At 35.0% G+C, this 25,577-nt stretch carries 24 protein-coding genes; 19 read left to right on the forward strand and 5 right to left on the reverse strand.

Going from position 1 to position 25,577, the window contains the following annotated elements; genetic code table 11:
* The first annotated feature begins 15 nt into the window (after positions 1–15).
* From DMB95_RS04920 to DMB95_RS04930, 3 genes are read left to right on the forward strand one after another with little or no spacing between them, the layout of a single operon-like run.
* Positions 16–993 (forward strand): agmatine deiminase family protein, encoded by a 978-nt coding sequence (locus tag DMB95_RS04920; protein ID WP_142931162.1) that lies wholly within the window; start codon positions 16–18, stop codon positions 991–993.
* Positions 994–1,048: 55 nt separating this feature from the next.
* Complete coding sequence (locus DMB95_RS04925) at positions 1,049–1,918, forward strand: carbon-nitrogen hydrolase (protein ID WP_142931163.1); 870 nt, start codon at positions 1,049–1,051, stop codon at positions 1,916–1,918.
* A gap of 45 nt (positions 1,919–1,963) precedes the next feature.
* The gene (locus DMB95_RS04930; RefSeq protein ID WP_137633120.1) at positions 1,964–2,182 is read left to right on the forward strand and encodes a hypothetical protein; all 219 of its coding nucleotides are present in this window, start codon (positions 1,964–1,966) and stop codon (positions 2,180–2,182) included.
* On the opposite strand, the gene DMB95_RS04935 is transcribed toward DMB95_RS04930, so the two are convergent.
* The 3 genes from DMB95_RS04935 to lolA are packed head-to-tail and all read right to left on the reverse strand — an operon-like array spanning position 2,179 to position 5,849.
* Positions 2,179–2,694, reverse strand: coding sequence for a phospholipid:lipid A palmitoyltransferase (locus DMB95_RS04935; RefSeq protein WP_185906682.1), 516 nt, complete (start codon positions 2,692–2,694; stop codon positions 2,179–2,181). The genes DMB95_RS04930 and DMB95_RS04935 overlap by 4 nt on opposite strands.
* Complete coding sequence (locus tag DMB95_RS04940) at positions 2,694–5,330, reverse strand: DUF2339 domain-containing protein (protein ID WP_142931165.1); 2,637 nt, start codon at positions 5,328–5,330, stop codon at positions 2,694–2,696. Before DMB95_RS04940 ends, DMB95_RS04935 begins: the two co-directional genes overlap by 1 nt.
* A gap of 9 nt (positions 5,331–5,339) precedes the next feature.
* Complete coding sequence (gene lolA, locus DMB95_RS04945; protein WP_142931166.1) at positions 5,340–5,849, reverse strand: LolA-like outer membrane lipoprotein chaperone; 510 nt, start codon at positions 5,847–5,849, stop codon at positions 5,340–5,342.
* A gap of 219 nt (positions 5,850–6,068) precedes the next feature.
* Between lolA and DMB95_RS04950 the strand changes: the two genes are divergently transcribed.
* Together DMB95_RS04950 and DMB95_RS04955 are read left to right on the forward strand one after the other, a co-directional pair.
* On the forward strand, positions 6,069–6,665 hold the full coding sequence (locus DMB95_RS04950) for a DUF4879 domain-containing protein (RefSeq protein ID WP_185906683.1): 597 nt from the start codon (positions 6,069–6,071) through the stop codon (positions 6,663–6,665).
* A gap of 5 nt (positions 6,666–6,670) precedes the next feature.
* Positions 6,671–7,099, forward strand: a complete 429-nt coding sequence (locus DMB95_RS04955; protein ID WP_142931167.1) for a hypothetical protein — start codon at positions 6,671–6,673, stop codon at positions 7,097–7,099.
* A gap of 285 nt (positions 7,100–7,384) precedes the next feature.
* On the opposite strand, the gene DMB95_RS04960 is transcribed toward DMB95_RS04955, so the two are convergent.
* Positions 7,385–8,491, reverse strand: a complete 1,107-nt coding sequence (locus DMB95_RS04960) for a patatin-like phospholipase family protein (protein WP_142931168.1) — start codon at positions 8,489–8,491, stop codon at positions 7,385–7,387.
* A 133-nt stretch (positions 8,492–8,624) separates the two neighbouring features.
* On the opposite strand from DMB95_RS04960, the gene secA reads away from it, so the two are divergent.
* From secA to DMB95_RS05000, 8 genes are all read left to right on the forward strand, one after another.
* Positions 8,625–11,216 (forward strand): preprotein translocase subunit SecA, encoded by a 2,592-nt coding sequence (secA, locus tag DMB95_RS04965; protein WP_442861447.1) that lies wholly within the window; start codon positions 8,625–8,627, stop codon positions 11,214–11,216.
* 74 nt (positions 11,217–11,290) lie between these two features.
* Positions 11,291–12,424, forward strand: a complete 1,134-nt coding sequence (locus DMB95_RS04970; protein WP_260604828.1) for an ABC transporter permease — start codon at positions 11,291–11,293, stop codon at positions 12,422–12,424.
* A gap of 249 nt (positions 12,425–12,673) precedes the next feature.
* Entirely contained in the window at positions 12,674–13,036 is a 363-nt protein-coding gene (locus tag DMB95_RS04975; RefSeq protein ID WP_142931170.1) for a Rid family detoxifying hydrolase, read from the forward strand.
* A gap of 3 nt (positions 13,037–13,039) precedes the next feature.
* Complete coding sequence (dcuC, locus tag DMB95_RS04980; protein ID WP_142931171.1) at positions 13,040–14,494, forward strand: C4-dicarboxylate transporter DcuC; 1,455 nt, start codon at positions 13,040–13,042, stop codon at positions 14,492–14,494.
* 11 nt (positions 14,495–14,505) lie between these two features.
* Entirely contained in the window at positions 14,506–15,669 is a 1,164-nt protein-coding gene (gene metC / locus DMB95_RS04985; protein WP_142931172.1) for a cystathionine beta-lyase, read from the forward strand.
* Positions 15,670–15,678: 9 nt separating this feature from the next.
* Positions 15,679–17,052 (forward strand): adenylosuccinate lyase, encoded by a 1,374-nt coding sequence (gene purB / locus DMB95_RS04990; protein ID WP_142931173.1) that lies wholly within the window; start codon positions 15,679–15,681, stop codon positions 17,050–17,052.
* Entirely contained in the window at positions 17,052–18,395 is a 1,344-nt protein-coding gene (locus DMB95_RS04995) for an MmgE/PrpD family protein (RefSeq protein ID WP_142931174.1), read from the forward strand. Before purB ends, DMB95_RS04995 begins: the two co-directional genes overlap by 1 nt.
* 94 nt (positions 18,396–18,489) lie before the next feature.
* On the forward strand, positions 18,490–19,158 hold the full coding sequence (locus DMB95_RS05000) for a helix-turn-helix transcriptional regulator (protein ID WP_142931175.1): 669 nt from the start codon (positions 18,490–18,492) through the stop codon (positions 19,156–19,158).
* A 64-nt stretch (positions 19,159–19,222) separates the two neighbouring features.
* On the opposite strand, the gene glnA is transcribed toward DMB95_RS05000, so the two are convergent.
* On the reverse strand, positions 19,223–20,653 hold the full coding sequence (glnA, locus tag DMB95_RS05005; protein WP_142931176.1) for a type I glutamate--ammonia ligase: 1,431 nt from the start codon (positions 20,651–20,653) through the stop codon (positions 19,223–19,225).
* A gap of 274 nt (positions 20,654–20,927) precedes the next feature.
* On the opposite strand from glnA, the gene DMB95_RS05010 reads away from it, so the two are divergent.
* Genes DMB95_RS05010 through DMB95_RS05035 form a run of 6 tightly spaced genes read left to right on the forward strand, consistent with a single transcriptional unit; the run spans position 20,928 to position 25,568 of the window.
* Complete coding sequence (locus DMB95_RS05010) at positions 20,928–21,647, forward strand: chemotaxis protein (protein ID WP_142931177.1); 720 nt, start codon at positions 20,928–20,930, stop codon at positions 21,645–21,647.
* Positions 21,634–22,893 (forward strand): peptidase U32 family protein, encoded by a 1,260-nt coding sequence (locus tag DMB95_RS05015; protein ID WP_137633135.1) that lies wholly within the window; start codon positions 21,634–21,636, stop codon positions 22,891–22,893. The genes DMB95_RS05010 and DMB95_RS05015 overlap by 14 nt, the downstream gene beginning before the upstream one ends.
* Positions 22,890–23,384, forward strand: a complete 495-nt coding sequence (purE, locus tag DMB95_RS05020; protein WP_137633136.1) for a 5-(carboxyamino)imidazole ribonucleotide mutase — start codon at positions 22,890–22,892, stop codon at positions 23,382–23,384. The genes DMB95_RS05015 and purE overlap by 4 nt, the downstream gene beginning before the upstream one ends.
* Positions 23,385–23,399: 15 nt before the next feature.
* On the forward strand, positions 23,400–23,996 hold the full coding sequence (locus tag DMB95_RS05025; protein WP_142931178.1) for a DUF3972 domain-containing protein: 597 nt from the start codon (positions 23,400–23,402) through the stop codon (positions 23,994–23,996).
* Positions 23,993–24,856, forward strand: a complete 864-nt coding sequence (gene glyQ, locus DMB95_RS05030) for a glycine--tRNA ligase subunit alpha (RefSeq protein ID WP_142931179.1) — start codon at positions 23,993–23,995, stop codon at positions 24,854–24,856. The genes DMB95_RS05025 and glyQ overlap by 4 nt, the downstream gene beginning before the upstream one ends.
* Positions 24,843–25,568, forward strand: coding sequence for a Nif3-like dinuclear metal center hexameric protein (locus DMB95_RS05035; RefSeq protein ID WP_142931180.1), 726 nt, complete (start codon positions 24,843–24,845; stop codon positions 25,566–25,568). Before glyQ ends, DMB95_RS05035 begins: the two co-directional genes overlap by 14 nt.
* The last annotated feature ends 9 nt before the right edge of the window (positions 25,569–25,577 follow it).

The raw sequence follows: 25,577 nt of genomic DNA on the forward strand, positions 1-25,577 counted from the left end.
AAAAAAGGTATAAAAATGATAAAAACCCTTGCCGAGTGGAGCAAACAAGAGCTTTTAATGCTGGCTTTACCTCATGAAAAAACTGATTGGAAGCCTTATTTAGATGAGATTTTACAAGGCTATAAAGACTTTATAAAGGCTGTAAGTGCGTATCAAAAAGTCTTACTCATTGCTCCAAATGAGGCTGATTTTAAGCCTTTTAAAGACTTTCAAAATGTTGAGTTTTTTCAGTGTGATACGAATGATACTTGGATAAGAGATTATGGTGCTATTGATATTTGTGAGAATGAAAGGCTGATGAGTTTAGATTTTAGCTTTAATGCTTGGGGCAATAAATTTCAAAGCCAGCTTGATAATGAAGTTAATTCTAAGCTTTTTAAACAGCATTTTAAAAGCAAGCTAAGAACAATTGATCTTATTTTAGAGGGTGGAAGCATTGATTTTAACGGGCAGGGTGTTATGCTTACAACCAAAACTTGCCTTTTAAATGAAAATAGAAATTCTCATCTTAATCAAAGCGAACTTGAAGCAAAGCTCAAACAAATTTTTAATCTCAAAACAATCATCTGGCTAGAAAATGGCTTTATAAAAGGCGATGATACAGACTCACATATTGATACCTTAGCGCGTTTTATCGATGAAGAAACTATAGCTCATTGTATTTGTGAAGATGAAGAAGATGAGCATTTTTTGCCTCTTTTAAAGATGAAAGAAGAGCTTCAAAAAACGGGTTTTAAGCTTGTTGAACTGCCTTTACCAAAGCCTTTGTATTATGAAGGAAGAAGGCTTGGAGCAAGTTATGCAAATTTTGTTTTTATCAATGAGGCATTGATACTGCCAAGCTATGCTGATGAAAAGGACGAGCTTATCAAAGAAAGACTTCAAAAGGCTTTACCTCAAAGAAAGATTATCAGCGTTGATGCAAGGGTATTTCTAAGACAAAATGGCTCACTTCATTGTGCTTGTCAAAACCGCTTTTTAGGGCAAAGATAAGCGAAAACAAAGCAAATTTGATATAATATTTTTGAGTTTATAAAGAGGATAAAAGATGAAAATAGCACTCATTCAGCACAAATTTCAAGGCAGTAAAGAAGCTATGCTTAAACATAGCATAAAGGCTATCAAAGAAGCAGTAGAGCAAGGAGCAGAGCTTGTTTGCTTAAGTGAGCTTCATCAAAGCGAGTATTTTTGTCAAAGTGAGGATGTGAGTAAATTTGACTTGGCTGAAGAGTATGAAAAAGACTTGGCATTTTGGAGCAAGCTTGCGCGTGAAAATGAAGTGGTGTTGCTAACTTCTTTATTTGAAAAGAGAAGTGCTGGACTATATCATAACACGGCTGTGGTGTTTGAAAAAGATGGCAGCGTGGCTGGTAAATACCGCAAAATGCATATACCTGATGATCCGCAATTTTATGAGAAATTTTATTTCACGCCTGGTGATCTTGGCTTTGAGCCTATAAATACTAGCGTGGGTAGGCTTGGGGTGTTGATCTGCTGGGATCAGTGGTTTCCTGAGGCTGCGCGGATTATGGCTTTAAAAGGGGCTGATTTGCTTATCTATCCTACCGCTATAGGTTCTTTTGATGAGGATAGCGAGCAAGAAAGAAAAAAACAGCTTGAGGCGTGGCTTGGGGTGCAAAGAGGACATGCGATCGCTAATGGCTTGCCTGTGGTGGCGGTTAATCGCGTTGGCTTTGAAAAAGATCAAAGCAATAAAGCAAATGGCATAAGGTTTTGGGGAAATTCTTTTGTCTATGGTCCGCAAGGTGAGGAGCTTTTTAGGGCTGATGATAAAGAGCTTTGTAAGGTTTTAGAGCTTGATTTTAAACAAAGTGAAAATGTTCGCAGGTGGTGGCCCTTTTTGCGTGATAGACGTATAGAGTTTTTTGGGGATTTGCAAAAACGTTTTATAGATTAGTTTAAGTAAAAATGTGGCATACTAAAACCTTTTAAGGAGGATAAAATGATAAATGTTGCATTTTGGTGCATCGTGCTTGTGTTTTTGTTTATCGTATTTTTGCTTGTTAATCGCTATGAAAGAAAGATCAAGCTTTTTAAAAGCCACATTCAGGCGATGAAGGCTGATATTGAGGAGCTTAAACAAATTGTTGAAAAAAATCGCTTGCTGATTGAAAAAAATAGAAGCAATATCGAAACGATTTCTAAGAAACAAGAGGACTAAAAAGTCCAAGAAATCCACGAAAAAAGCACATTGCCGTTGTTTTTAACGCTCGGCACATAAGCAAATTGAACGGCGAGTTTTTTATAGCTTAAACTTGCACTTGGCAAGGGTAAGGGTATTGGTATATACCAATACTCCTTTCTTTGAGTAAGTCCGACAATATAACCAAGTGAGAATTTCACCGCATCATCATTAAGATGATAGTGTTTGATATAGCCAAACATTGTTTGAATATGATAGTTTGAGTCATTAAAAACAATGCCAAAAAGTCCATAATTTATCTTTTCTTCGCTAATCCACTGGGCAAAACCCAGTCCCAAAGGCTTTTCGTTGTATCTGCTGAGGTGCTCATCATCATAAAACCAGCGATTATGCCAAGTGTTAATAGGGATAATCAAAGCAGGCTTTCCTTCATCTTTGGCTTTGATAAATTCTTTTTTGAGCGTCGTTAAAAAGTCTTCGTCAGCAAAAATAGAGGATAAAAGCAGCACAAAAAGAAAAATTTTTCTCACTATTTATGCCTTAGAAATTTCTTTGAATAAAAATAAGAGCTTAAAAGAAAAATCACGCCTACACTAAAAAATAGCAATATTTTAAATACACCAGTGCTTGAGCTTATGTCGATAAAAAAGAGTTTTATTATGCTTATGGCAAATAATAATAAAGCATAAATTCGCAAAACAGGATTTCTAAAGGCTAGAAAGAGCAAGATCACACCCACAAATACAAAAGCAAAGCTGTAGGTATAATTTTCAAAAGTGCTTATACTTTTGTCAAAAAATGCCTTAGCAAGACAAAGACTTCCAAAGCCTAGATTTTCATTAAAATACCAAAAGCCAAAGCGGATCAAAGCAATGAGACTTAAAAGAGTAAAAACAAAAACCAAAACATCAAAGATTAAACTTATTTTTTGTGTGATTTTATGAAATTCAAGGAGCTTGTTTTTAAGCTTGAAAAAGTAAAAGCTTGGTAAAACAAAACTCAAGATAATCATCATTAAAAGTTCAAAAGCTTGAGGATAGTCTTCTTTGTAAAAATGCGTATAAAGTCTTGAAAATAGGGCATTATCAAAGATCAACACTATGCTTAGATCATACACTGCTTTTGCTCCAAAACACACAAAAATATTGTAAAACAAAGTATTTTTATTATAAGCATGGAGGAATATTAGGCTTAAAAACATAAACGCAGTAAAGCTCAAGCAGTATTTTGCATACTCAAAAGAACTAAAAGAAGCTAAAATCAAAGCCTGTATAAATAAAATGCTAAAAAACAAACAAGAACTTGCTAGCAAAATAAAGTTTATTTTATTTAATTTTTGTGCTTTGTATAAAAACCCTAAACTCACACCAGTGCTAAGAACAAAGCATAAACAAAGCAGTATATCAACGCTTTTTGAAAGTATAAAAAGAGCCAAAATAAGCTCATAAAGGGCGTTAAAATAAGGAAAAACACAAAGCATGGCAAGAACTAAAATACTTGCGATACTTAAATGAGCTTGTAAATTTGAGTTTTTAAGAGCCAAAAGTTCAAATTTTGTCTCACAATACAACAAACTAGCAAACAACGCCCACTCAAAAGCAAGCACATAAGCAAGATATGAAGGATCAAGCAACTCGTAAGCGAGGTGAAAGAAGGCGATGAAAAAGAGCCAAATGCTACCCTGAAAGCTTAAATTTTCTTTGAATTTAAGGCTAAAAAAGCCTGTCAAAAGACTTAAAACAAGTGCGAGCAAAGGCAGGATAAAAAATGCCTCGACTTCACTTTTAAGCACGAAAGAACAGAGATAAAATACACTCACAATGCCTATAACAAGGCGTATAAAAAAGGCTTGTTTAAAGCAAAGCGCGCAAGCTAGAACGCCAAATAAAACAAAAAAGCATATAAAAGGCACAAGAATACTTTTATCTTGTAGATAAAGGCTTATTATGGTGCTTAAAAATACCAAAAGCGAAAAACATAATGGTAAAAAATTATATAAGGTATTTTTAAGATAAGTATAAGCAAAACAAAATACAACTAAAAGCCCAAATATAGTCCATTCTATAAGGCTCATTTGCACTAAAGCAAAAAAGCTAAAAAAGCAAATAAAACTCAAACAAAGGCTGAAGATAAAAAGGAGCATTTTTGCGCGGTATAAAAGTATGCTAAAGCAAGCTATGCAAAGCATAAATAGTAAAACAAAGGCATTTAAAAAGCCCTCATATTCGCTTAGTTTAAAAAAGATAAAATGCAAAATATAAAATACACACAAAAGCAAGGCGATGAAATTAACATATATAAAATTTTTTTTGTGACTTAAAAAGGCTTGCAAGATATAAAAAACAAACAAATATCCAAATAAAAATGCCCCATTATATGTTCCATCACTAAGCAAAACAGGTGTCGCAAAAGCTCCAATTAAGCCAAAATATGCACACAAAACACCAAATTTTAAAGCACCAAAAAGTAAGATTATACTCAGCACACAAAGCAGGACAAAGCAGAGTTTAAATCCAATAAAATCATATAATTTAAATGCTGCATAAACGCTTAAAAACTCAATTACAAACCCAGCCGAAATAAGAATTTGTGAGTTTAAGCTAAGGTTAGTTTGAACGATCTTTATCTTTGGTATTTTAAGCTTTTTAAAGTGCAAGATAAGCCCAAAAACAACGCACAATAACCCAAAAAAAGTTGCTAAAATGAGCCTTGTTAATGGAGTGATGAGGGAATTTTCTATGGAGTATTTGATTAAAAATAAGCCAGCAAGCACTAAAAACAAGCCAGCAACTATGATTAAAAATTTTTGCGTAAAGAAATTTTCAAATTTGAAATTAAATACCGCAAATGAGGATTTTGGGATATCAAAGGAGTTTGTTTTTATACTTTGAAGCTGAGTGCTTTTTTTATCAAGGTTGAAATGAGGATTTTTTGCGCTTTTTAAGGCAAGGTTTTGTTCTGTTTGAATAGAGGGTTTTTCATCATTTTGTGTGTGTAAAGTGTGTATTTTCTTTTCTAGGAGTTGCAGTTTTTCGCTTAGGTTTGTAAATTTGAGTTTAAAAAGAAAGAGTTCATTTTCAAGTTTTTTGATTTTTATGATATTAAAAAAGCTTAGTATAACACCAAAAACAAGTATTATAGCAAGCAAACAAGCAAGTTCAAACATAAAAAAATCCTAGCGCAAGATATCAAAATTTGCAGGAATTTTTACTTTAAATATTTCTTCATTGATAAGCGTATCTCTTTTTTGATTAGAAAGCTCAATAAGGACTTTATTATCAAGATCATCTTTATAGCTAATACTTGAAATTTCATCATTTTTAAGTTTTATAGTGTAAGTGATTTGCTCGTATTTTGCGATATAGGTTTGCCCATCTTGTCTTTTAGCACTCTTAAAAATCTCGCTTAGATTTGGCACCTTATCAAGCGTGCTTATGATCGCTTGTTCTAAGTCCGGTTCTAAGATGACAAGTTCTTGATTATTGATAAAAATTTGCTTATTGTTTGGCTCTTTATAATCCCAAAAAGCCTTTGTTTGAGTGATGATAAAGCTTCCTTTATAATCAATCTTTGAATGCGCATTTTCAACACTTTGCACAAAGTCGCTTGAAAAATTTTTATAATTTATATCAAAAGCTTGTGCATTAAAGATAATGACAAATAAAAATAAGATATTTTTAAACATGACAAAAAATTTTCCTTATCTTTACATAAAAATATCATTATAACAAAAGAGCTTAAACAAATATAATATATGCTATAAAATAATTTTTATGTGTAGAAAAGTTATAAAATATATCAAAAATAAATGAAAAACGCTATTATTTTTTTATAAATATTTAATTTTTTGGAATAATTATTGCTTATATAGTGTGAAATAAGACTTTTATTAAAAGGAGTAAGCATGGTTAAATATTTAATCAATAGTGCTATGGTTGTCAGTGTTTTAAGTTGCAGCATTGCTAATGCTAGTGATAATGCATTAATAGATAATAAAGAAAAAATTACTCGCAATGGTGTTAGTATTTATTTAGAGCCAAATTCCCCAAATAAGCAAGATTACCTTAATGGGAAATTTGATAAATCTTTAGAGTTAATGAAAAAAGCTTATAAGGCTAATAAAAACAATAAAACAATGAGAGCTTCCGCTCCTCCTGTAACAGAGGTTCAAATATTAGAAGTTGAATCTACTCAAGGTGGCTATGAATATGTGCTTGGCAAGTCAATCACCGATCAAGATCATGGTGGTAGTTATTTTGTTGTTTCAACAGGTGTAACAGGTTATGGTGGTGGCAGTTATGATAGGGCTAAATTTGCAGGAAATGATGCAGTACAGTTAAGTTCAGACGGTATAGATTTAACAGGTGATAATATTATTGATGGTTGGTTAGATATTTGGGATATTTCCAAACCTGCTAATATAAGTGGTCCTTTTGAATTTACTTCTCGCTCTATTAATGCTCCTGGCAATTCAATGAGTACACGTATTCAAATTAGGTAAATTATATGAAAATTACAAATAACATTTACTCTTATCCACAAAAAAATGATTTTTCTGATAAGAAAAATATAAGTGATTATGAGGATTTTAGAAACAAAATGAGTGCAGATATGGAAGCTAAGAATTACACTAAAGAGCAAAAATTAGCAGTTCATAGTTTTTTCACAGCCTCTATGGTAGTGGCTAATGCTAGGGAAAATTATGGACAAAATGTGAGTTATTGGGATACAAGAAAAAGACAAGAATCTTTTGAAAATGCCCCAAAATCTTTAAAGATACAAATGCTAGAAGAGCAAATTTCTATAATTAAAGAGCCTTATGCTATCCAAAAGGGATACTATATGGGACAAACTGAAAATGAAGGGCGTCTCCAAGATAGAAAAAAGCAAGCGATTGATTATTTAAGTGGATTATTGCAAGATATAAAAGCTTGATTAACTTGTGTGTGGAGAGTTTTTTCTCCACTTTGTAAGTATGCTTTTAAATATTTTTTTATCCTTTTTGTCTTGTCATTAGCATTATGGGCAATTGCTTTTTTTTCTTTCTCATAAATAGCATTGATCGCTTTTATACTCTACCAGCCAACTCTTTAACAATCATCTTTTTTTGGTTTGCAATGATTGTATAGCAGTTAAAGCTATCCCCATAATATGTGTCAAAAAGCCTGTATTTTTCCACAAAGTTTTGAAGTAAAAGAGCAGTTTTTTGACTACCTACTCTTATAGCTTAAGTTTTAAATCCTCTATATAAGGACAACAAAGCTGAGTATAAATCATACTTTCATAACCCTGCCTTAAAATCAGCTCAAAGTCTTCTTTACTTGGACTTTTAAGTGTGGTAGGATAAAGTCCTACTTTTTGGCAAGATTCTTTATCTAAAAAATGCCTTTCATAAGTGCTTACAAGGCTTTGATCGGCTTTGAGTTTTTGCACTACCTCGCTAAAAGGTCTGCCTATTTTAAGATGAAAGCCATTTTGGTGATTTTTGCAAAATTCTCTAAAGGCACGTAGTCTAATGATAGCGATTTGATCGCTTGTTATATCAGCTATGCGTGAAAGATCAAGCTTGCTTTTATCTTTAAATTTTATGCTTGCTCCAGCATTGCTTACTATGATAAAATTAACTTCTTGGCTTAAAGTGCCATTGTTTTCTATCTGATAAATAGGCTCAAGCCCTAGATTATCATACACTCCACCATCCCAAAGGTATAAAAGCTTGCTTTTTGGTTCTATACTTTGTCCTTTTTCATCACACCAAGAAAATTTACTTGTATCAAGTTCAAAGGTGCCGATTAAAAAAGGAAAAGCAGCAGAAGCAGCCACAGCATCAGCTAAGGCAAAGTCAAAGTCTTTGACAAAGCCAAAGGCATAATCGCCTATCTCATCTTGTGAAAAGATAAATCTTTTACCTGTTTGATAGCTAGTGCATTGTATGCTTAGTTTTGGAGTTTTAGCTAAGTCTTTAAAATTTGTTTTTATACCCCAATACTCTTTTAAAGCTGAAGCTATGGTATTTGCTTTTTTATTAAGCCCCAAACTCAGTAAGGTTTTAAAAATAGCTTTATTTTCTAAATTTACACTTAGAATTTGTTCTTTTATGTTTGGTAAAACCTCATTTATATACTGCTTTGAGCTTGGAAAGGCATTGTTATTTTTTGCATACAATAAGCCCACAAACATAGAAGCTCCAGATACGCTTGAAATATGCGTAACTTTTTCTAAAAGCTCGTGCTTAGCTAAAAACTCAAACACGCCAAGATGAAAGATCAAAGCCCTTATGCCTCCGCCTGAAAGGGCTAAACCTAGTTTTAAGTCCTTTGTTAACAATTTTGCTCCTTTTTAATAAATATTTTCAAAAAAGATTATACTTTAAAAATTTGAATTTCTTTCTTTTTTATAGCAAATTTTAATTAAATAAAGACTATAATTAAACTTTGCATTTAAAATTTAAGGACGCATTATGCTTAAAATCATCAAATCACTCTTTGGTACAAAAAATGATAGAGAAGTGAAAAAATATTTTAAAAGAGTTCATGAAATCAACGCTTTAGAGCCAAAGTATCAAGCTTTAAGTGATGAAGAGCTTAAAAATGAATTTAATGAACTAAGAAAAAAAGTGCAAGAAAATCACACTTCCTTAGAAAAAATACTGAGTGAAGTTTTTGCTATAGTGCGTGAGGTGGGAAAAAGAACCTTGAATATGCGGCATTTTGATGTCCAGCTCATCGGTGGTATGGTGCTTCATGAAGGTAAGATAGCTGAAATGAAAACAGGGGAGGGAAAAACCCTAGTTGCAACCTTGCCTGTAGTGCTTAATGCTATGAGTGGTAAAGGCGTGCATATAGTTACGGTAAATGATTATCTAGCTAAAAGAGACGCTGAGCAAATGAGCGCGATTTATAATTTCTTAGGCTTTTCAGTAGGCGTGGTGCTTTCAAGCTCAAATAGCGATGAAGATCATAAAAAAGCCTATGAATGCGATATAACTTATGGCACAAATAACGAATTTGGCTTTGATTATCTGCGTGATAATATGAAATTTGCAAGCAATGAAAAGGTGCAAAGGGAGCATAATTTTGTCATCGTTGATGAAGTGGATAGCATATTAATCGATGAAGCAAGAACGCCTTTAATCATCTCAGGTCCAACAAACCGCACTCTTGATGGCTATATCAAAGCCAATGAAGTGGCTAAAAAAATGCAAAAAGGCGAGCCTTTAGAAGCAAGCGCTTTAGCAAAGGGCGAAAAACAAAATGGTGATTTTGTAGTTGATGAAAAAAACCGCTCTATACTCATTACAGAGGCTGGAATTTCAAAGGCTGAGGAGCTTTTTGGGGTAGAAAATTTATACAGCCTTGATAATGCCATCTTAGCTCATCAGCTTGATCAAGCCTTAAAAGCTCACAATCTTTTTGAAAAAGATGTGCATTATGTCGTGCGTAATAAAGAAGTTATTATCGTTGATGAATTTACAGGGCGTTTAAGTGAGGGCAGGAGGTTTAGCGATGGGCTTCATCAGGCTTTAGAGGCTAAAGAAGGGGTAAAAATTCAAGAAGAAAGTCAAACTTTAGCTGATATTACCTTTCAAAATTATTTTAGAATGTATAAAAAATTAGCCGGCATGACAGGCACAGCTCAAACTGAAGCCACTGAATTTAGCCAAATTTATAGCCTTGATGTGATTTCTATCCCTACAAATATCCCTATTAAGCGTCAGGATAAGCACGATCTTATCTATAAAAGTCAAAATGAAAAATTTAAGGCTGTTATTGAGGAGATTAAAAAGGCAAATGCTAAGGGACAACCTGTTTTAGTTGGAACTGCAAGCATAGAAAGAAGCGAGGTTTTCCATGAAATGCTCAAAAAAGAAAAAATCCCTCATCATGTCTTAAATGCTAAAAACCACGAGCAAGAAGCCCTAATCATAGCCGATGCTGGTAAAAAATCAGCCGTAACTATAGCTACAAATATGGCAGGGCGAGGCGTGGATATAAAGATAGATGATGAGGTGCGTGCTTTAGGTGGGCTTTATATCATAGGCACAGAAAGACATGAAAGCAGGAGAATTGACAATCAACTAAGAGGACGCGCTGGCAGACAAGGCGATCCGGGTATGAGCCGCTTTTATCTAAGCTTAGAGGATAATTTGCTTCGCATTTTTGGAGGCGATAGAATTAAGGGCATAATGGAAAGGCTTGGGATAAAAGAGGACGAAAGCATAGAAAGTGGCATAGTTACAAGGGCGGTTGAAAATGCTCAAAAAAAGGTTGAAAGCTTGCATTTTGAAAGCAGAAAACACCTTTTAGAATACGATGATGTAGCCAACGAGCAAAGAAAAAATATCTACCGCTATAGAAATGAGCTTTTAGATGAAAATTATGATTTAAGCATAAAAATCGATCAAAATATAAGTGAATTAAGTCAGCATCTTTTGAGCGATTTTTTCTTAAGCGAACAAAATGATAATGATCTTTTAAATTTAAAACAAAGACTTTTATTTGAATGCAATGTCGAGCTTAATGAAGCTGAGTTAAAAGGACTTGATGAGGGTGGTATCAATGAAAAGCTTTATGAAATACTCAAAAAGCATTATGAGCAAAAAATGAGCTTTTTAAATGAAGCTGATAAAAAGCGAGTAGAGCGAATTTTATACCTTCAAGTGCTTGACAATGCTTGGCGTGAGCATTTGTATCAAATGGATATACTTAAAACCGGTATAGGACTAAGAGGATATAATCAAAAAGATCCGCTTGTAGAATATAAAAAAGAAAGCTATAATCTTTTCTTAGAGCTTGTTGAACGTATCAAACTTGATAGCACAAAGGCTTTATTTAATGTCGTTTTTAGTGCTTCTGAAAGCTTAGAGCAAAAGGCTCAAGAAGAAAATGAAAAGCTTTTGCAAAGCTCAGTTGAAATAGGAGCAAATGAAGATAGTTTGGGTGAAGCTGAGTTTAAAAAAGTGCCACGCAATAGCCCTTGTCCTTGTGGAAGTGGTAAAAAATACAAAGAATGCCATGGCAAAAGTGGTCCTAAAAAAGGGGTTTTGGCTTGAAAAAAAACACAAAAAGCATACCAAAATACCTACTTTTAAAATACCTACGTTTTGATAAGGATCAGCCCTTTATCATGCTGTGTATGCTTTTAGCCTTTTTAGGTGTATGTGTGGGAATTTGCGTTTTGCTTGTGGCTATGGCTATTATGAATGGCTTTGATAAAGACTTTAAAGAACGTTTTTTTGTGATGAATTATCCACTGACTATATTACCTCGCTTTTATACTCAGGTTGATGATACCTTAATCCTTAAACTTCAAAATGAATTTGAAGAGCTTAGTTTTAGTCCTTATCTAAGCACGCAAGTTATCGCAAGGGGCGATAATCGCTTTGAAGGCGGTATTATCTTTGGTGTTAATTCTCAAGATGAAAAAAAGATCAACAAGGTTGTGGCTGAGGCTTTAAAAGATGAGGAGTTAAAAGGCTTTGATCTACTTGCTGGTTCGGCTTTAATCGATGAATTTCGCCTTAAAAGAAATGATAAACTTCCTCTCATCTTTTCAAATCTCAATCCAAGCGGTTTAGCCCTAATCCCCCAAACCAAACGTTTTGATGTTAAATATAGCTTTAGTTCTGGACTTTTGCTTTATGATAAAGCCTATATGTTTGCAGATATTGAGGCTGTGCGTAAGCTTTTAAATGTGCCTAGCGGGGTGTATGAGGGCGTGCATGTGTATTCAAATGACGCCTTTAGGGACTTAGAGCGTTTAAAAGCCTTTTTAGGAGATGAATTTGCAGTCTTTGGCTGGTGGGAACAAAATGCGAATTTATTTTCTGCTTTGGAGCTTGAAAAAAGGGCTTTATTTATAGTTTTAATGCTGATTATCCTTGTTGCAAGCTTAAATATCATCTCATCTTTGCTTATGATAGTGATGAACCGCCGCAGTGAAATCGCTCTTTTACTCGCACTTGGCACAAGCAAACAAGAGATCAAAAAAGCCTTTTTTGCACTTGGCTCTTTAATAGGCGGTGGGGGTATTTGTGCTGGAGTAGTGCTTGCTTTTATAGCCATGTGGGTGCTTGGAAATTTTGATATTATCTCTTTGCCAGCTGATGTGTATGGTTCAAGTAAATTGCCACTTGATTTAAGTATGTTTGATTTTATTCTTACGCTTATAGGAGCTGGTTTAATCGTGGCTTTAAGCTCGTATTATCCAGCCAAAAAAGCCACTGAAGTTGATGTGCTTGATACCTTAAGAAATGAGTAAATTTGCTTTTTTTGCTTTTTAGATAAGAATTTGATGATTTTAAAAAAGCATTTACCTTGCTTTAAAGCAATGAACTCATATCCAATCGCCCACTAGAGTTTTTTGATCGCACATATTTAAATGTAAAATCTAATAAATTTGTGTTAATTTGATATTTTTTTATTATTTTGATAAAAAAATATTGACTTTTCCTTCTTACAATGATAAAATATTATTACCTATAAAATTATTTTTTAACAAGGAGTTAAAATGCAAAAATACCCTAAGGCACTTGGTGCTTACAGCGTTTATAGAAAGGCTAATGGCTTTTTATTTGTTTCAGGACAGCTTCCTCTTGATCCACAAACTAATGAATTTATTCAAGGCGGGATTAAAGAACAAACTAAGCAGGCTTTAGAAAATATCAAAGCTATACTCGAAGAAAATGATATGGATTTTTCTTGCGTTTTAAAAAGCACGGTATTTTTAGCTGATATCAATGACTTTATACAGATGAATGAAGTGTATGCAAGTTATTTTGATGCTCCTTATCCGGCTCGTTCAGCTTTTGCGGTAAAAGACTTGCCAAAAGGCTCGCGTATAGAAATAGAAGTTATCGCTTTTAAAGGATAATATATGTTAGGTTTAGTTTTTTCTTTGTTTGCGATTTTTTTGCTCGTTTTTATGCTTTATAAAAAAGTCAATGCCCATATGGCTTTACTTTTAGCGGGTTTATTTTTACTAAGCATAGCTGGTTTTTTTAGCTTCTTTGGAGTTGAGGGTTTTCATACTATAGTTTCAAAAGGCTCTTTAAATCTTGGCTTTTTTGATATTTTTCAAGTTGTCAATCAAAAAATGTCAAGCACCTTAGCTGGACTTGGCTTAACCTTAATGTGTATTGCTGGTTTTTCAGCATATATGGATCATGTAGGGGCAAGCTACGCTCTTTTTAAAGTGTTTGAAAAGCCCTTAAAATCGCTTAAATCTCCATTGCTTTTGCTTATTGTGGCGTATTTTATCGTTCAATTTTTAGTGCTTTTTATCCCATCTCATGCTGGACTTGCACTTTTGCTTATGGTTACTATGTATCCTATTTTGGTGCGTTCGGGTGTTTCAAAGCTTTCTGCTTTAAGCGTGATTGCAATATGTCAATATATCGATCATGGTCCAGGTTCTGGCAATGTGATCATGGCTTCTGATGTAGCTAAGATCGATCCGGCTGTGTATTTTGTAAATTATCAATTGCCTACAACTATTCCTATCATCATCGCTGTGGGCGTAGCGATATATTTTTGTTCAAAATATTTTGATAAAAAAGAAAATTTTATCTTTGATTCAGCACAAATCGAAGCTGAACTTGCCGCAAATGCTGGCAAAGAAGAGGAGCTTAAAAAACCACCAAAAATTTATGCGCTTCTTCCTATCATACCGCTTGTTTTAATACTTGGTTTTAGCAGCGTGCTTGATAGCATTATCGTTTTGATGGGCTTTAGCACCGCTGAAGAAGTAAAAGCTGCAGCAAATTCAGCCATAAAGATGAATGTACCTGTAGCGATGATGATCTCAACTTTTATCGCGATAGTTTTTGAGATGATTCGTTATAAAAGCGTGGTTGAGACTTTAAATTCGATTATGATCTTTTTTAAGGGTATGGGACATTTATTTGTCATCACCGTTTCACTCATCGTTTGCGGACAAGTTTTTGCAAGCGGGCTTTTATCAGTTGGCTTTGTTGATACCTTGCTTCATTATGCTGAAGCGGCCGGCTTTGGGGTGCTTGCGATTATTATCGCTGTTTCGATCTTGCTTGCTGTATGTGCGTTTTTAATGGGTTCTGGAAACGCAGCATTTTTTAGCTTTGCTCCACTTATCCCAAATATAGCAGCTAAATTTGGTGTTGAAACGATTTCTATGATCGCACCTATTCAGATCATGACAGGTTTTGGACGTTGCGTAAGTCCTATAGCACCAGCTATTTTAGCGATTTCAGCAATGGCAAAGGTAAATCCTTTGCAAGTGGTGAAAAGAACAGCTATACCAATGCTTGTTGCAGCTATTGTCAATATCATTTGCACTTATATCTATCTTTAAAAGGAGAAAAAATGAAAAACAAAACTAAACTTATCCATTGTGGCAGAGGCGATCAAAGCCTTGAGGTTCGTGCGGTAAATCCAAGCGTGATGAGGGCATCAACCATACTCTTTAAAGATCATGCTTCTTGGCAAAAGTATAGAGAGCTTCGAAAAACTGAGCGTGTGTTAAGTTATGGTGCAAGAGGCACGGCTACAAATTTTGAACTTGAAAAGCTTATTTGCGAGCTTGAGGGTGGTTATAGAGCCCAGCTTTTTCCAACCGGGCTTGCAGCTTTGGCTATGGTGCTTTTAAATTATGCGAGCAAAGATGCTCATTTTCTTATTAGCGATGCGATTTATGGACCTGTTCGCACGATTTGTGAGTTATTTTTAGAAAAAATGGGGGTAGAAATTGACTTTTTAAAAGCTGATGCTAGCGATGTTGAAGAAAAGATCAAGAAAAATACTAAGCTTATTTTATGCGAGAGTCCAGGTTCTATACTTTATGAGATCATCGATCTGCCAAAGCTTTGCAAAATCGCTCACGCTCATAATATCCCAGTTGCAATTGACAATACTTACTCAAGTGGGTATTTGCTCAATCCTCTTGAGCTTGGTGTTGATATCTCAGTCATCGCTGCGACAAAATACTTAAGCGGACATTCAGATCTTACTATGGGTATAGTTGTAATCAATGAAAAAGAATGGAAAAATTTTGATAAACTTCCAGAAGCACTAGGCTATACTACAAGTCCAGATGATGTGTATCTTGTGCTTCGTGGTATGAGAACGCTTGATATCCGTTTAAAAGCTCATGAAAAAAGCGCTGATGCAGTTGTGGAATTTTTGCAAAGCAGAAAAGAGATCAAAACGATTTTCTATCCAAAGCTTCAAACACACCCAAATCATGATATTTTTATCCGCGATCACAAAGGTGCAAATGGTATGATTACTATAGAATTTAGCGAGGGTATCAGCAAAGATGAGGCGATTAAATTTGTGGATAATTTGGAATTTTTTAGCATAGGTGCTAGCTGGGGTGGATATGAGAGCTTGGCTACGGTTACAACCCCACCACGAACAGCGACTGATTGGAGTAAAAGAGGTCCTTTTGTGCGTTTTCATATAGGACTTGAAGATGTTGATGAGCTTATCGCTGATTTAAAACAAGCTTTGGATAAAATTCAAAAATAAAAAGGATAGATAATGAAAACAAGTGTATTTGATATGAGTTTGCTTCAAGATTCTTGGAGCACTGAAGCGATGCGTAGTGTTTTTTGCGAGGAAAATAGAATTCAAAAATGGCTTGATGTGGAAGCTGCTTTAGCCAAAGCTCAAGCTAAGCTTAAGATTATCCCTCAAAAAGCTGCTGATGAGATTGCTAAAAAGGCTCATTATAAATTTATGGATATGGATTTTATCGTGGCTGAGTTCAAAAAAACAAAACATCCTTTAGTGCCGACTATAAGAGGTTTGGAAAAGGCTTGCGAGCATGGTTTTGGCGAGTTTGTGCATTTTGGCGTAACAACGCAAGATATTATCGATACAGGCTTTGTCTTGCAGTTTAAAGAAGCATTAAATTTAATCAAAAAGGATTTAAAAGATATTGCCACAGCTTTACTAAAGCTTACTAAAACGCATAAAAATACAGCTATGATGGGAAGAACGCTTTCTTTGCAAGCTTTGCCGATTACTTTTGGGCATAAAAGTGCGATTTGGCTGAGTGAATTAAGTCGTCATTATGATCGAATTTTAGAGCTTGAAAAAAGGCTATATGTAGGCTTAATCGTAGGAGCTGTAGGCACAAAAGCAAGTTTAAGCGATCAATGCAATGAGGTAGAAAAACTTACCCTTGAAAGCTTGAACTTAAGTATGCCAGATATTTCTTGGCAGCCAGCAAGAGATAGGTTTATCGAGCTTGGCTATGTTTTAGGCAATATTAACGCCACATTTAACAAAATCGCTCATCAAATTTTACTTCTTGCACACAATGAGATCGATGAGCTAGCTGAGCCTTTTGGAAAAGGGCAGGTAGGAAGCTCGACTATGCCACATAAAAGAAATCCAGCAGTAAGTGAAAACGCAGTAACCGTAAGCAATGCTTTAAAAGCTAATCTAGCCATTTTAAGCGATATAGAAAGGCATGAGCATGAAAGAGATGGGCAGGTTTGGAAAATGGAATGGAAGCTTTTACCAGAAATTTTTCTTATGCTTTCTGTGGTTTTGGCAAATATGAAATTTGTTTTAAGTGATTTAGAGCTTAAAAAAGACAAAATGCTTGAAAACTTAAATACCTTAAAAGGTTTTGTGCTTGCAGAACGCGTTATGTTTGCACTAAGCGATCATTATGGCAAGCAACATGCCCATGAGATCGTGTATGAAAATGCTATGCGTGGCATTGAGGCAAAGAAAAGCTTTAAAGAAGTCTTACTTCTTGATAAAAGAGTGAGTAAGGTGCTTAATGAAAAACAAATCGATGAACTTATGGACGCGACAACTTATGTGGGCTATGCACCAAAACTTGTCGATGAGTTTTTAACTAAGGCTAAAAATTATGCTATTTTTAAGGCAAAATGATGTTTTATAGCGAAATTTTAGCTGATTTTGTGGTTAATCTTGATCTTAAAACCATTCCAGATGAGGTAAAACAAAGGGCAAAAGAGCTTATACTAGATACCTTAGGCACAGCCTTAGCAGCAAGTAATGAAGAATGCGTTTTAAATGCTCTAAAAGCGTTTAAAGCTATGCCAAGCTCAGATGAACAGGCTCAAATTTGGGGAAAAGATGAAAATCTAAGCGTGATTTATGCAGCGATGAATAACGCTATTGCTGCTCACGCTCTTGACTTTGATGATACGCACACTGAAGCTATCTTACACGCAAGTGCGATTTTGGCTCCTTTGTGCTTAAGTTATGGTTTTAGCGTGTGTAAAAGTGGCGAAAGGGTGCTTAAAGCCTTTATTGCAGGCTGGGAAGTCGCTGCTCGCATAGGTATAGCAAGCAAAGGCACTTTTCATAAAAGAGGTTTTCACACAACAGCAATTTGTGGGGTGTTTGGTGCAGCTGTTGCTAGTGGGGTTTTACTCGAGCTTAACAAAACGCAAATGATTAATGCTTTAGGCTTTGCTGGTTCTTTTGCAAGTGGTGTAAATGAGTTTTTATCAAATGGCTCAAATTCAAAGGTTTTACACATAGCCAATGCTCTTAAAAATGGTATTTTTATCGCTCATTTTGCAAAGGCAAATTTAAATGCACCTTTGAGTATTTTTGAGGGTAGGGACAATGTATTTCGTGCTTTTGGTATAGAAGAAGAGTGCGATAAAAACGAGCTTGATAAGGGTTTAAATGAAATTTGGCAAATTTTACAAGTAAGCATAAAGCCCTATCCGAGCTGTCATTTTGCGCATGGTTTTATTGATTGTGCTTTAGCCTTGCGTGAAGATGGGCTTAAAAATGAAGACATACAAAGCATTGAATGTTTTGTTGATGAGGTGCCAATCTCTTTTATTTGCGATCCAATCTCTGCAAAATACGAGCCAAAAACAGCGTATGAGGCTAAATTTTCTATGCCTTTTTTAATGGCTCTTGCTTTTGAGGACGGCTTTTTAAATTTAAGCTCTTACCAAAATCTTAAGCGAAAAAATGTACTTGAGTTTGCAAAGAAAATCACCTATAAAAAACACAAGTCAAGTGGTTTTCCAAAGTATTTTCCCGGACATTTGAAAGCGTATTTGAAAAATGGCAAAATTATCACAAAAGATATTTTCATCAACAAAGGCAATTTTGATAATCCTCTTAGCCTTGATGAGCTTGAATTTAAGTTTTTAAATAATGCCAAGCAAGCAATTGATGAAAAAAGAGCAAGGGCGCTTATCTTAAAAATCACCTCGCTAGAAACTCAAAAGGAGTTTCAAATTTAAATTTTTTGTCAGCTTTTGTGTTTTGGGCTGACAAAAATGTCTAAAACACGCATAAAAAAGCTATAATTAAATATCAAAGTTTTAAAGGTAGAGCATGAATGATGATCAAAAAGAGCTTTTCATCAAACTTACACATTTTTTAGGGCAAGTTTTGGGTAAAAATTATGAAGTCGTTTTTCATATCATATCCAAAGAAGGCTCTTGTATCGCAGCTATTGCAAACAACCATATCAGCGGACGCAGCCAAAACTCACCGCTAACCGATCTTGCAAGTAAGCTTGTGCAAGAAAAGGCGTATTTAAAGCAAGATTTTTTGTGTGATTATAAAGCTTCTACAAAATACAACACGCTTTTAAGGGGTTCTACTTTTTTTATCAAACAAAAGGATAAGCTTGTAGGAATTTTGTGTATAAACCACGACACAACAGAGCTTAGAGCCGCAGTACATAAAATCATAGAGCTTGAAAATCTAAAAGGTTTTGATGACTTTTTGCCCTTGTGTGAAAAGCAAGATCAACACGATGCTTTGGCAAGTAGTGAAAGTTTAAGTGAGAGTATAGAAGATATTTTAGCTCAAAATATAGATTTAAAACTCTTAAATTCAGGCTTTGCGCTCACAAGCACGCAAAAAAATGAAATCATTTGCAAGCTTTACAAAAAAGGCATTTTTAATATCAAAGGAGCCATAAGTATAGTTGCCAAGCTTTTAAAAATTTCTGAACCTAGCGTGTATAGGTATTTAAATAAGCTTAAAAAGCTTTGAGTAAGATAAAAGCAAGACTTTCAAGCTTAAATTTGGGCTTGAAAGTCTTTGAAAAGCTAAAAAACTAGCAAGAATAGCAGGTTTTAAACTCATATGCTGTTGGGCGAGCTTCCACAGGCCACACTTGGGTTTGAAATTTAAGGTGCTGATAATCATCGATAAAAGTATCACTCATCACAGGCTTTAAGTAAGCATTGTGACGGATTAGAGCTTCTAGGCTTCCTCTTAGGGTATGTGGGAGCTGTTCTATACCTTTTTCTCTAATCTCATCAAGAGTCAGTTCAAAAAGATTTTCATCCATAGGTCCAACTGGAATAGTTTTGTTTTTAATGCCATCAAGTCCAGCCATAAGCAAGCTGACAAAGGCTAAATACGGACAAGAGGTGCTATCTGGAAAACGCATTTCAATGCGCGCTGAGTTTTTGCCTACGCCGTAAGGCACACGACAACTTGCCGAGCGGTTTTGGCAAGAATAAGTTAAAATCGAAGGTGCTTCAAAGCCAGGAATTAAGCGTTTATATGAGTTTGAACTTGGATTTGTAAAAGCTGCTACGCTTCTTGCGTGAGCTAAAACTCCACCTATATAATGAATTGCTGTTTGACTAAGCCCACCATAGCCTGCCTTATCATAAAACAAATTTACTCCATTTTTCCAAAGGCTCATATGCACATGCATACCATTTCCATTGTCTCCATAAAGTGGTTTTGGCATAAAAGTTGCAGTTTTGCCGTTAAGATGAGCAACCATTCTTACGACATATTTATAAATTTGCACATTATCAGCAGCTTCAACAAGGGTGCCAAAATTTATACCTATTTCACCTTGTCCTTGAGCAACCTCGTGGTGATGAACAAAGGTTGTAAGTCCTACTTTTTCAAGAGTTTGCACCATCTCAGCTCTAAGATCAACCATGCTATCAATTGGCTGAACCGGAAAATAGCCTCCCTTAGTGCGTGGGCGATGTCCTGTGTTGTAGCCATCTACATAGTCTTTATCATCATTCCATTCGCCTTCTTCGGTGTCTATCTCATACTTTGCACAATGGATATTATCTACTATCTTTACGCTATCAAAGACAAAAAATTCATTTTCTGGTCCAAAATACGCTGTATCAGCAACGCCGCTTTCCTCAAGATATGCCATAGCTTTTTTAGCTATACTTCTTGGGCATTTTTCATACATTTGTCCCTTATAAATATCATATACATCACAAAATACAATGATAGTAATATCAGCTGTAAAAGGGTCTAAAAAAGCACTTTGTGCGTCTGGTTTTAAAATCATATCTGATTTTTCAATGGGTTGCCAACCTTCTATAGAGCTACCATCAAAAGGAATTCCTTCTTCAAAATGATCTTTTTTAATCGCATGGATATTGTAAGTGATATGGTGCCAAGTGCCTATCATATCAGTGAATCTAAAATCCACAAAGGCAACTTCATTTTTTTTGCAAAAATCAAAAAAATCGTCGACACTTTTTACAAATTTTCCCATTTTTTCTCCTTCAAAATTTAAATTAAAGAAATTGTATCATAAAATTATTTAATTAAGCTTAAATTAATAAAAAAAATATATTCAAAATAATAAATAATTATTTTATCGCTATAAAAACCAAAAAAAACAAAGATAATTGCTTTATAAATTAAATAATAAAAAGCTTTTTGTGAAGTTTTGCATATTTTTATTTGATATTTTAAAAATTTTGAATATAATTACATTGCTAAAAAATATAAAAAATTGCATTTAATGCAGTTTTTAAGGAAAAGAAATGACTCAAGAAGAACTTGATGTTTTGATGGGCAACGAGGAAAAGGTAAATATTGATGAACTCAACTCCCAAAAGGAACAAGCCCAAGACGATTCAGATCATAAAACAGCGTATGGTGATATAGTAGATGGCATAAAATCGCAAGATTACAAATCCTCATCAAGCATCGCTTGGCCCCCTCCACCGCCAAATCAAGAACATAAGGTTGTTCATCAGCTTGATGATGTAACTAGAGATAGTGAAGAAAAGGCTATTGAGCAGCTTGATAGGCTTGAAATCATGAGTAATCATTTCTCAAATTCAGAAAAATCACTCAAACAACTTGACGCAATCTTTAAGAAAAATATAGAAATTTTTTCCATTCTAAGTGAAAAATTTCCAAATGTTCAAACCTTTCAGCAAGCTTTACAAAGCAATCAAAGCAGTCAAAGTATCAGTTCTCAAATCACCGAATGGCTTGAGGCTGGACAAGATGAAGCGATGATGGCGATGGACGCGATGCAGTATCAAGACATACACCGACAAAAAATCGAAAGAGTGATTAATGTTATGCGTGCCTTAAATCGCTATATGAGCTCTTTATTTGAAGGTAAGATTGATGATAGTAAGCGCGTAGGCTCAGCAGTGCATATTAATGGTGACTCGACTGAAAATGTGGTAAGCAATGATGATATAGAAGCCTTAATCACAAGCCTAGGGCAAAAAAGTGATCAAGCCTGAGATCGTTGCTCCAGCAGGAAATTTTTCTAAGCTTAAAATAGCCTTAGCTTATGGAGCTGACGCTGTTTATGCTGGGGTAAATCATTTTTCTTTACGCTCTCGTGCGGCAAAGGAATTTGACTATGAAAGCTTTGAAGAGGCGATACGTTACACCCATGATTTAGGTAAAAAAATTTTTGTTACTATAAATGGTTTTCATTTAAGTGCTCAAATAGAAGGCTTAAAAAGGCATATACTTAGGCTTAAAGAAATGAAGCCAGATGCTTTTATCGTCGCTTCTATTGGGGCTATGCGTTTGGTTAAAGAGCTTGCTCCTGAGATTAATTTACATGTTTCAACTCAAGCTAATATCTTAAACTATCTTGATGCTAAGGCTTATGAGGATTTGGGCGCAAAAAGGATAGTCATCGCAAGAGAACTTGGGCTTAAAGATGCAAAGATCATTAAAGAGCATTGTCCTAAACTTGAGCTTGAAGCCTTTGTGCATGGTTCTATGTGTTTTGCGTATTCTGGACGCTGTTTGATTAGCTCAGTGCAAAGTGGGCGTATGAGCAATCGTGGCTCTTGTGCTAATGATTGCCGTTTTTCGTATGAGCTTTATGCTAAAAATCCAGAAAATGGGGTTTTGTTTCGCCTTGAAGAAGATGAAAATGGCACGCATATTTTTAATTCAAAGGATTTAAATTTAAGCTCGCACATAGAAAAGATTATGAAAGAAGAATGCGTAAATGCTTTTAAGATAGAGGGTAGAACAAAAAGTGAGTATTATGTGGCTTTAACGACAAGGACTTATAAAATGGCGATTGAAGATGTGCTAAAAGGTGAGTTTCAAGCCCAAAAATATGAAACTGAAATTCACACCTTAAAAAATAGAGGATTTACAGACGGCTACTTAATCTCAAGAGCCTATGAAAAAGCTGATACGCAAAATCATCATTCAAGTTTAGAGCTTGGTTCTCATCAAGTAGAAGCCTTTAGTGAAGATGGGGAGTTTTTTAAGTGCAAGGGTAAGATCAAGCCTTGTCAAAGCTATGAAATTTTAGCCCCACTTGAAAGCAAGATAGAGCCTGTAGATAATGAATTTGGTGTGATTTTTAAGGAAAATGATCGATATTTTGTTGAGTTTAAAAAACTTATAGCAAAAAACAATAAAGAATTTAAAGAAATCCACAGCGGTAATGAAAATGAGATTAAAATGCCAAGCAAGCTGCCTGAATTTAGCTTTTTAAGAAAGGAAATAATATGAACTTTGTAAGCATAGTTATGGGAAGTAAGAGTGATTATGAGGTGATGAAAGAAGCTGCAAATACACTTGAAAAATTTGGCATAAAATACGAACTTATCATCACCTCAGCACATAGAAGCCCAAAAAGAACAAGTGAGTATATCAAGGAAGCTGAACAAAAAGGTGCAAAGGTTTTTATCGCTGCAGCTGGCATGGCGGCTCATTTAGCCGGAGCGCTTGCAGCACATACAACTAAACCTGTTTTAGGTGTGCCAATGCCTGGCTCAAATTTAGCCTCTATGGATAGTGTGTTTTCTACTTTGCAAATGCCAAGTGGTATACCTGTAGCAACCCTAGCTGTTGGAAAAGCTGGTGCTATTAATGCTGCGATTTTAGCAGCTCAAATTTTAGCCTTAAATGATGAAAGGCTTGCAAAAGCTTTGCTTGAAGATAGAAAAGCCCAAGAAGAAAAGCTCATTAGCGATAGCCTTAGTGTTGAAGTAAGAATTTAAAAAAAAGGAAAAATGATGCAAGCATATCTAGAACTTGATGAGTTTTGCAAACTCGTGCATTTAAATGAAGATGTGGTAAAATCCATGATGGCAAATAATACTTTGAATTTCAAAGAAGAAGATGGCAAAATTTATATAGAAGCCCATCAAGGCACTTTTTCTGTTGTTCCAAGCTCTAAGGACAAAACAAGCGTGGTAAGTTCTATGAGCTTAGCTGGAGAAAGCTTTGTTGAAAAGACTATAGGCACGATTTTAAATTTGCATGAAAAGGTTTTAGACGCTAAAGATGAGACTTTAGATGCATTAAAAGGGGAAAATAAATTCTTAAAAGACGCGCTTTATTCTATGCAAGAGTTGTATGATGAAGACAGAAAGGTTATAGATAGCTTAAACTCGCAACTTAAGCACACTATGGAAGAACTTGAGTTTATGAAAAGAAAATATAAGCTGATGTGGAATAAGGCTGTTGATAATTTCACTGGCACAGCGGCTTTAAAAGCTGTTGAAAATGCAACTTTAAATGCAGGTGCTTCAAATCCTACAAATTCTAATCAAAGCACTGCTTCTGAAAACAAAACAAATATTCAACCTGAACCAAAGGGCGAAGTATGACTTTTTCTCAAATCATTTTAACTCTGCAAGATTTTTGGCAAAAACAAGGCTGTGTTATCGTTCAGCCTTATGATTTTCCAGCTGGAGCAGGCACTTTTCATCCAGCTACTTTTTTAAGAAGTTTAAGTTCTAAGCCTTGGGCGGCTGCTTATGTCGCTCCTTCAAGAAGGCCTGCAGATGGGCGTTATGGGGATAATCCAAATCGCTTGGGGGCGTATTATCAATTTCAAGTCTTAATCAAACCAAGCCCTGATAATATCCAAGAACTTTATCTTAAAAGCCTTGAAAGCTTAGGTTTTGATCTAAAAAATCATGATATTCGTTTTGTTGAGGACAATTGGGAAAGTCCAAGTCTTGGGGCTTGGGGCTTGGGTTGGGAAGTATGGCTTGATGGTATGGAAGTTACGCAATTTACTTATTTTCAGCAAGTTGGAGGCTTTGCAGTAAAGCAAGTTAGTGCTGAGATCACTTATGGGCTTGAGCGTTTGGCTATGTATTTGCAAGATAAAAACAATGTGTTTGATATAGTATGGAATGAATTTGATGATAAAATCATTACTTATGGCGATGTGCATAAACAAAATGAATTTGAGTTTAGCAAATACAGCTTTGAATTAAGCTCGGTTGAAAGGCTAAATATCCAGTTTCAAAACGCTTATGAGGAGTGTAAAAGTGTGCTTGAGGCAGGTTTTGCTCTACCAGCATATGATTATTGTTTGCTTGCAGCTCATACTTTTAACTTGCTTGATGCAAGAGGGGCTATTTCTGTGGCTCAAAGGCAAGATTATATGCTTAAAATTAGAGAACTTTCAAAGCAATGTGCTTTGGTATATCAAGAAAGCTTAAATGAAGCTGAGTGAAATTTATGCTTTTTTAGATAAGCTTAGTCCCTTTGATACCCAAGAAGCTTGGGACAATAGCGGACTTTTGCTTGGCAACGCTGATGATGAGATCAATACGGTTTATCTTAGCCTTGATATAGATGAAAATTTACTTGAAAAAGCCCAGCCAAACTCGCTTTTTATCACCCATCATCCTTTGATCTTTAAGGGCTTAAAAGAACTTGGCTCAAACGCCTATCCAAGAGCTTTTATAAAAGAAATGATACGCAAAAATATAGCCTTGATTTCTATGCATACAAACTATGATAAAAGCCATTTAAATGCGTATTTTGTAGAAGAAATTCTAGGCTTTAAGCTTAGTTTTAAAGAAGACTTTTTGGCTTATGTAGATTGTGAGCTAAGCTTTGATGAGCTTATTGCTCATCTTAAGCTAAGGCTTGATTTAAAGCAAATTCACACTAGCTTTGCGGGCAAAAAAGAGCTTAAAAGACTTGCAATTTGCACGGGTAGTGGAGGGGATTTAATCCCTTTTGTGAAAGCAGATTGTTTTTTAAGTGGAGATTTTAAGTATCATCAAGCTTGTCAAGCTCTGGCAAATAAGCTTTCTTTGATAGATATCAAACATTATGAAAGCGAAATTTGTTTTGCAAATTCTTTGGCAAAACACTTGCAAAGTTTGCCTATAAACGCTATAATATCAGTTTGCAAAAATCCATTTCAATATTTTTAAGGAAAATTC

Origin of the sequence: Campylobacter sp. MIT 12-8780, from assembly GCF_006864535.1 — a bacterium.
In the GTDB taxonomy this organism is placed as follows: domain Bacteria; phylum Campylobacterota; class Campylobacteria; order Campylobacterales; family Campylobacteraceae; genus Campylobacter_D.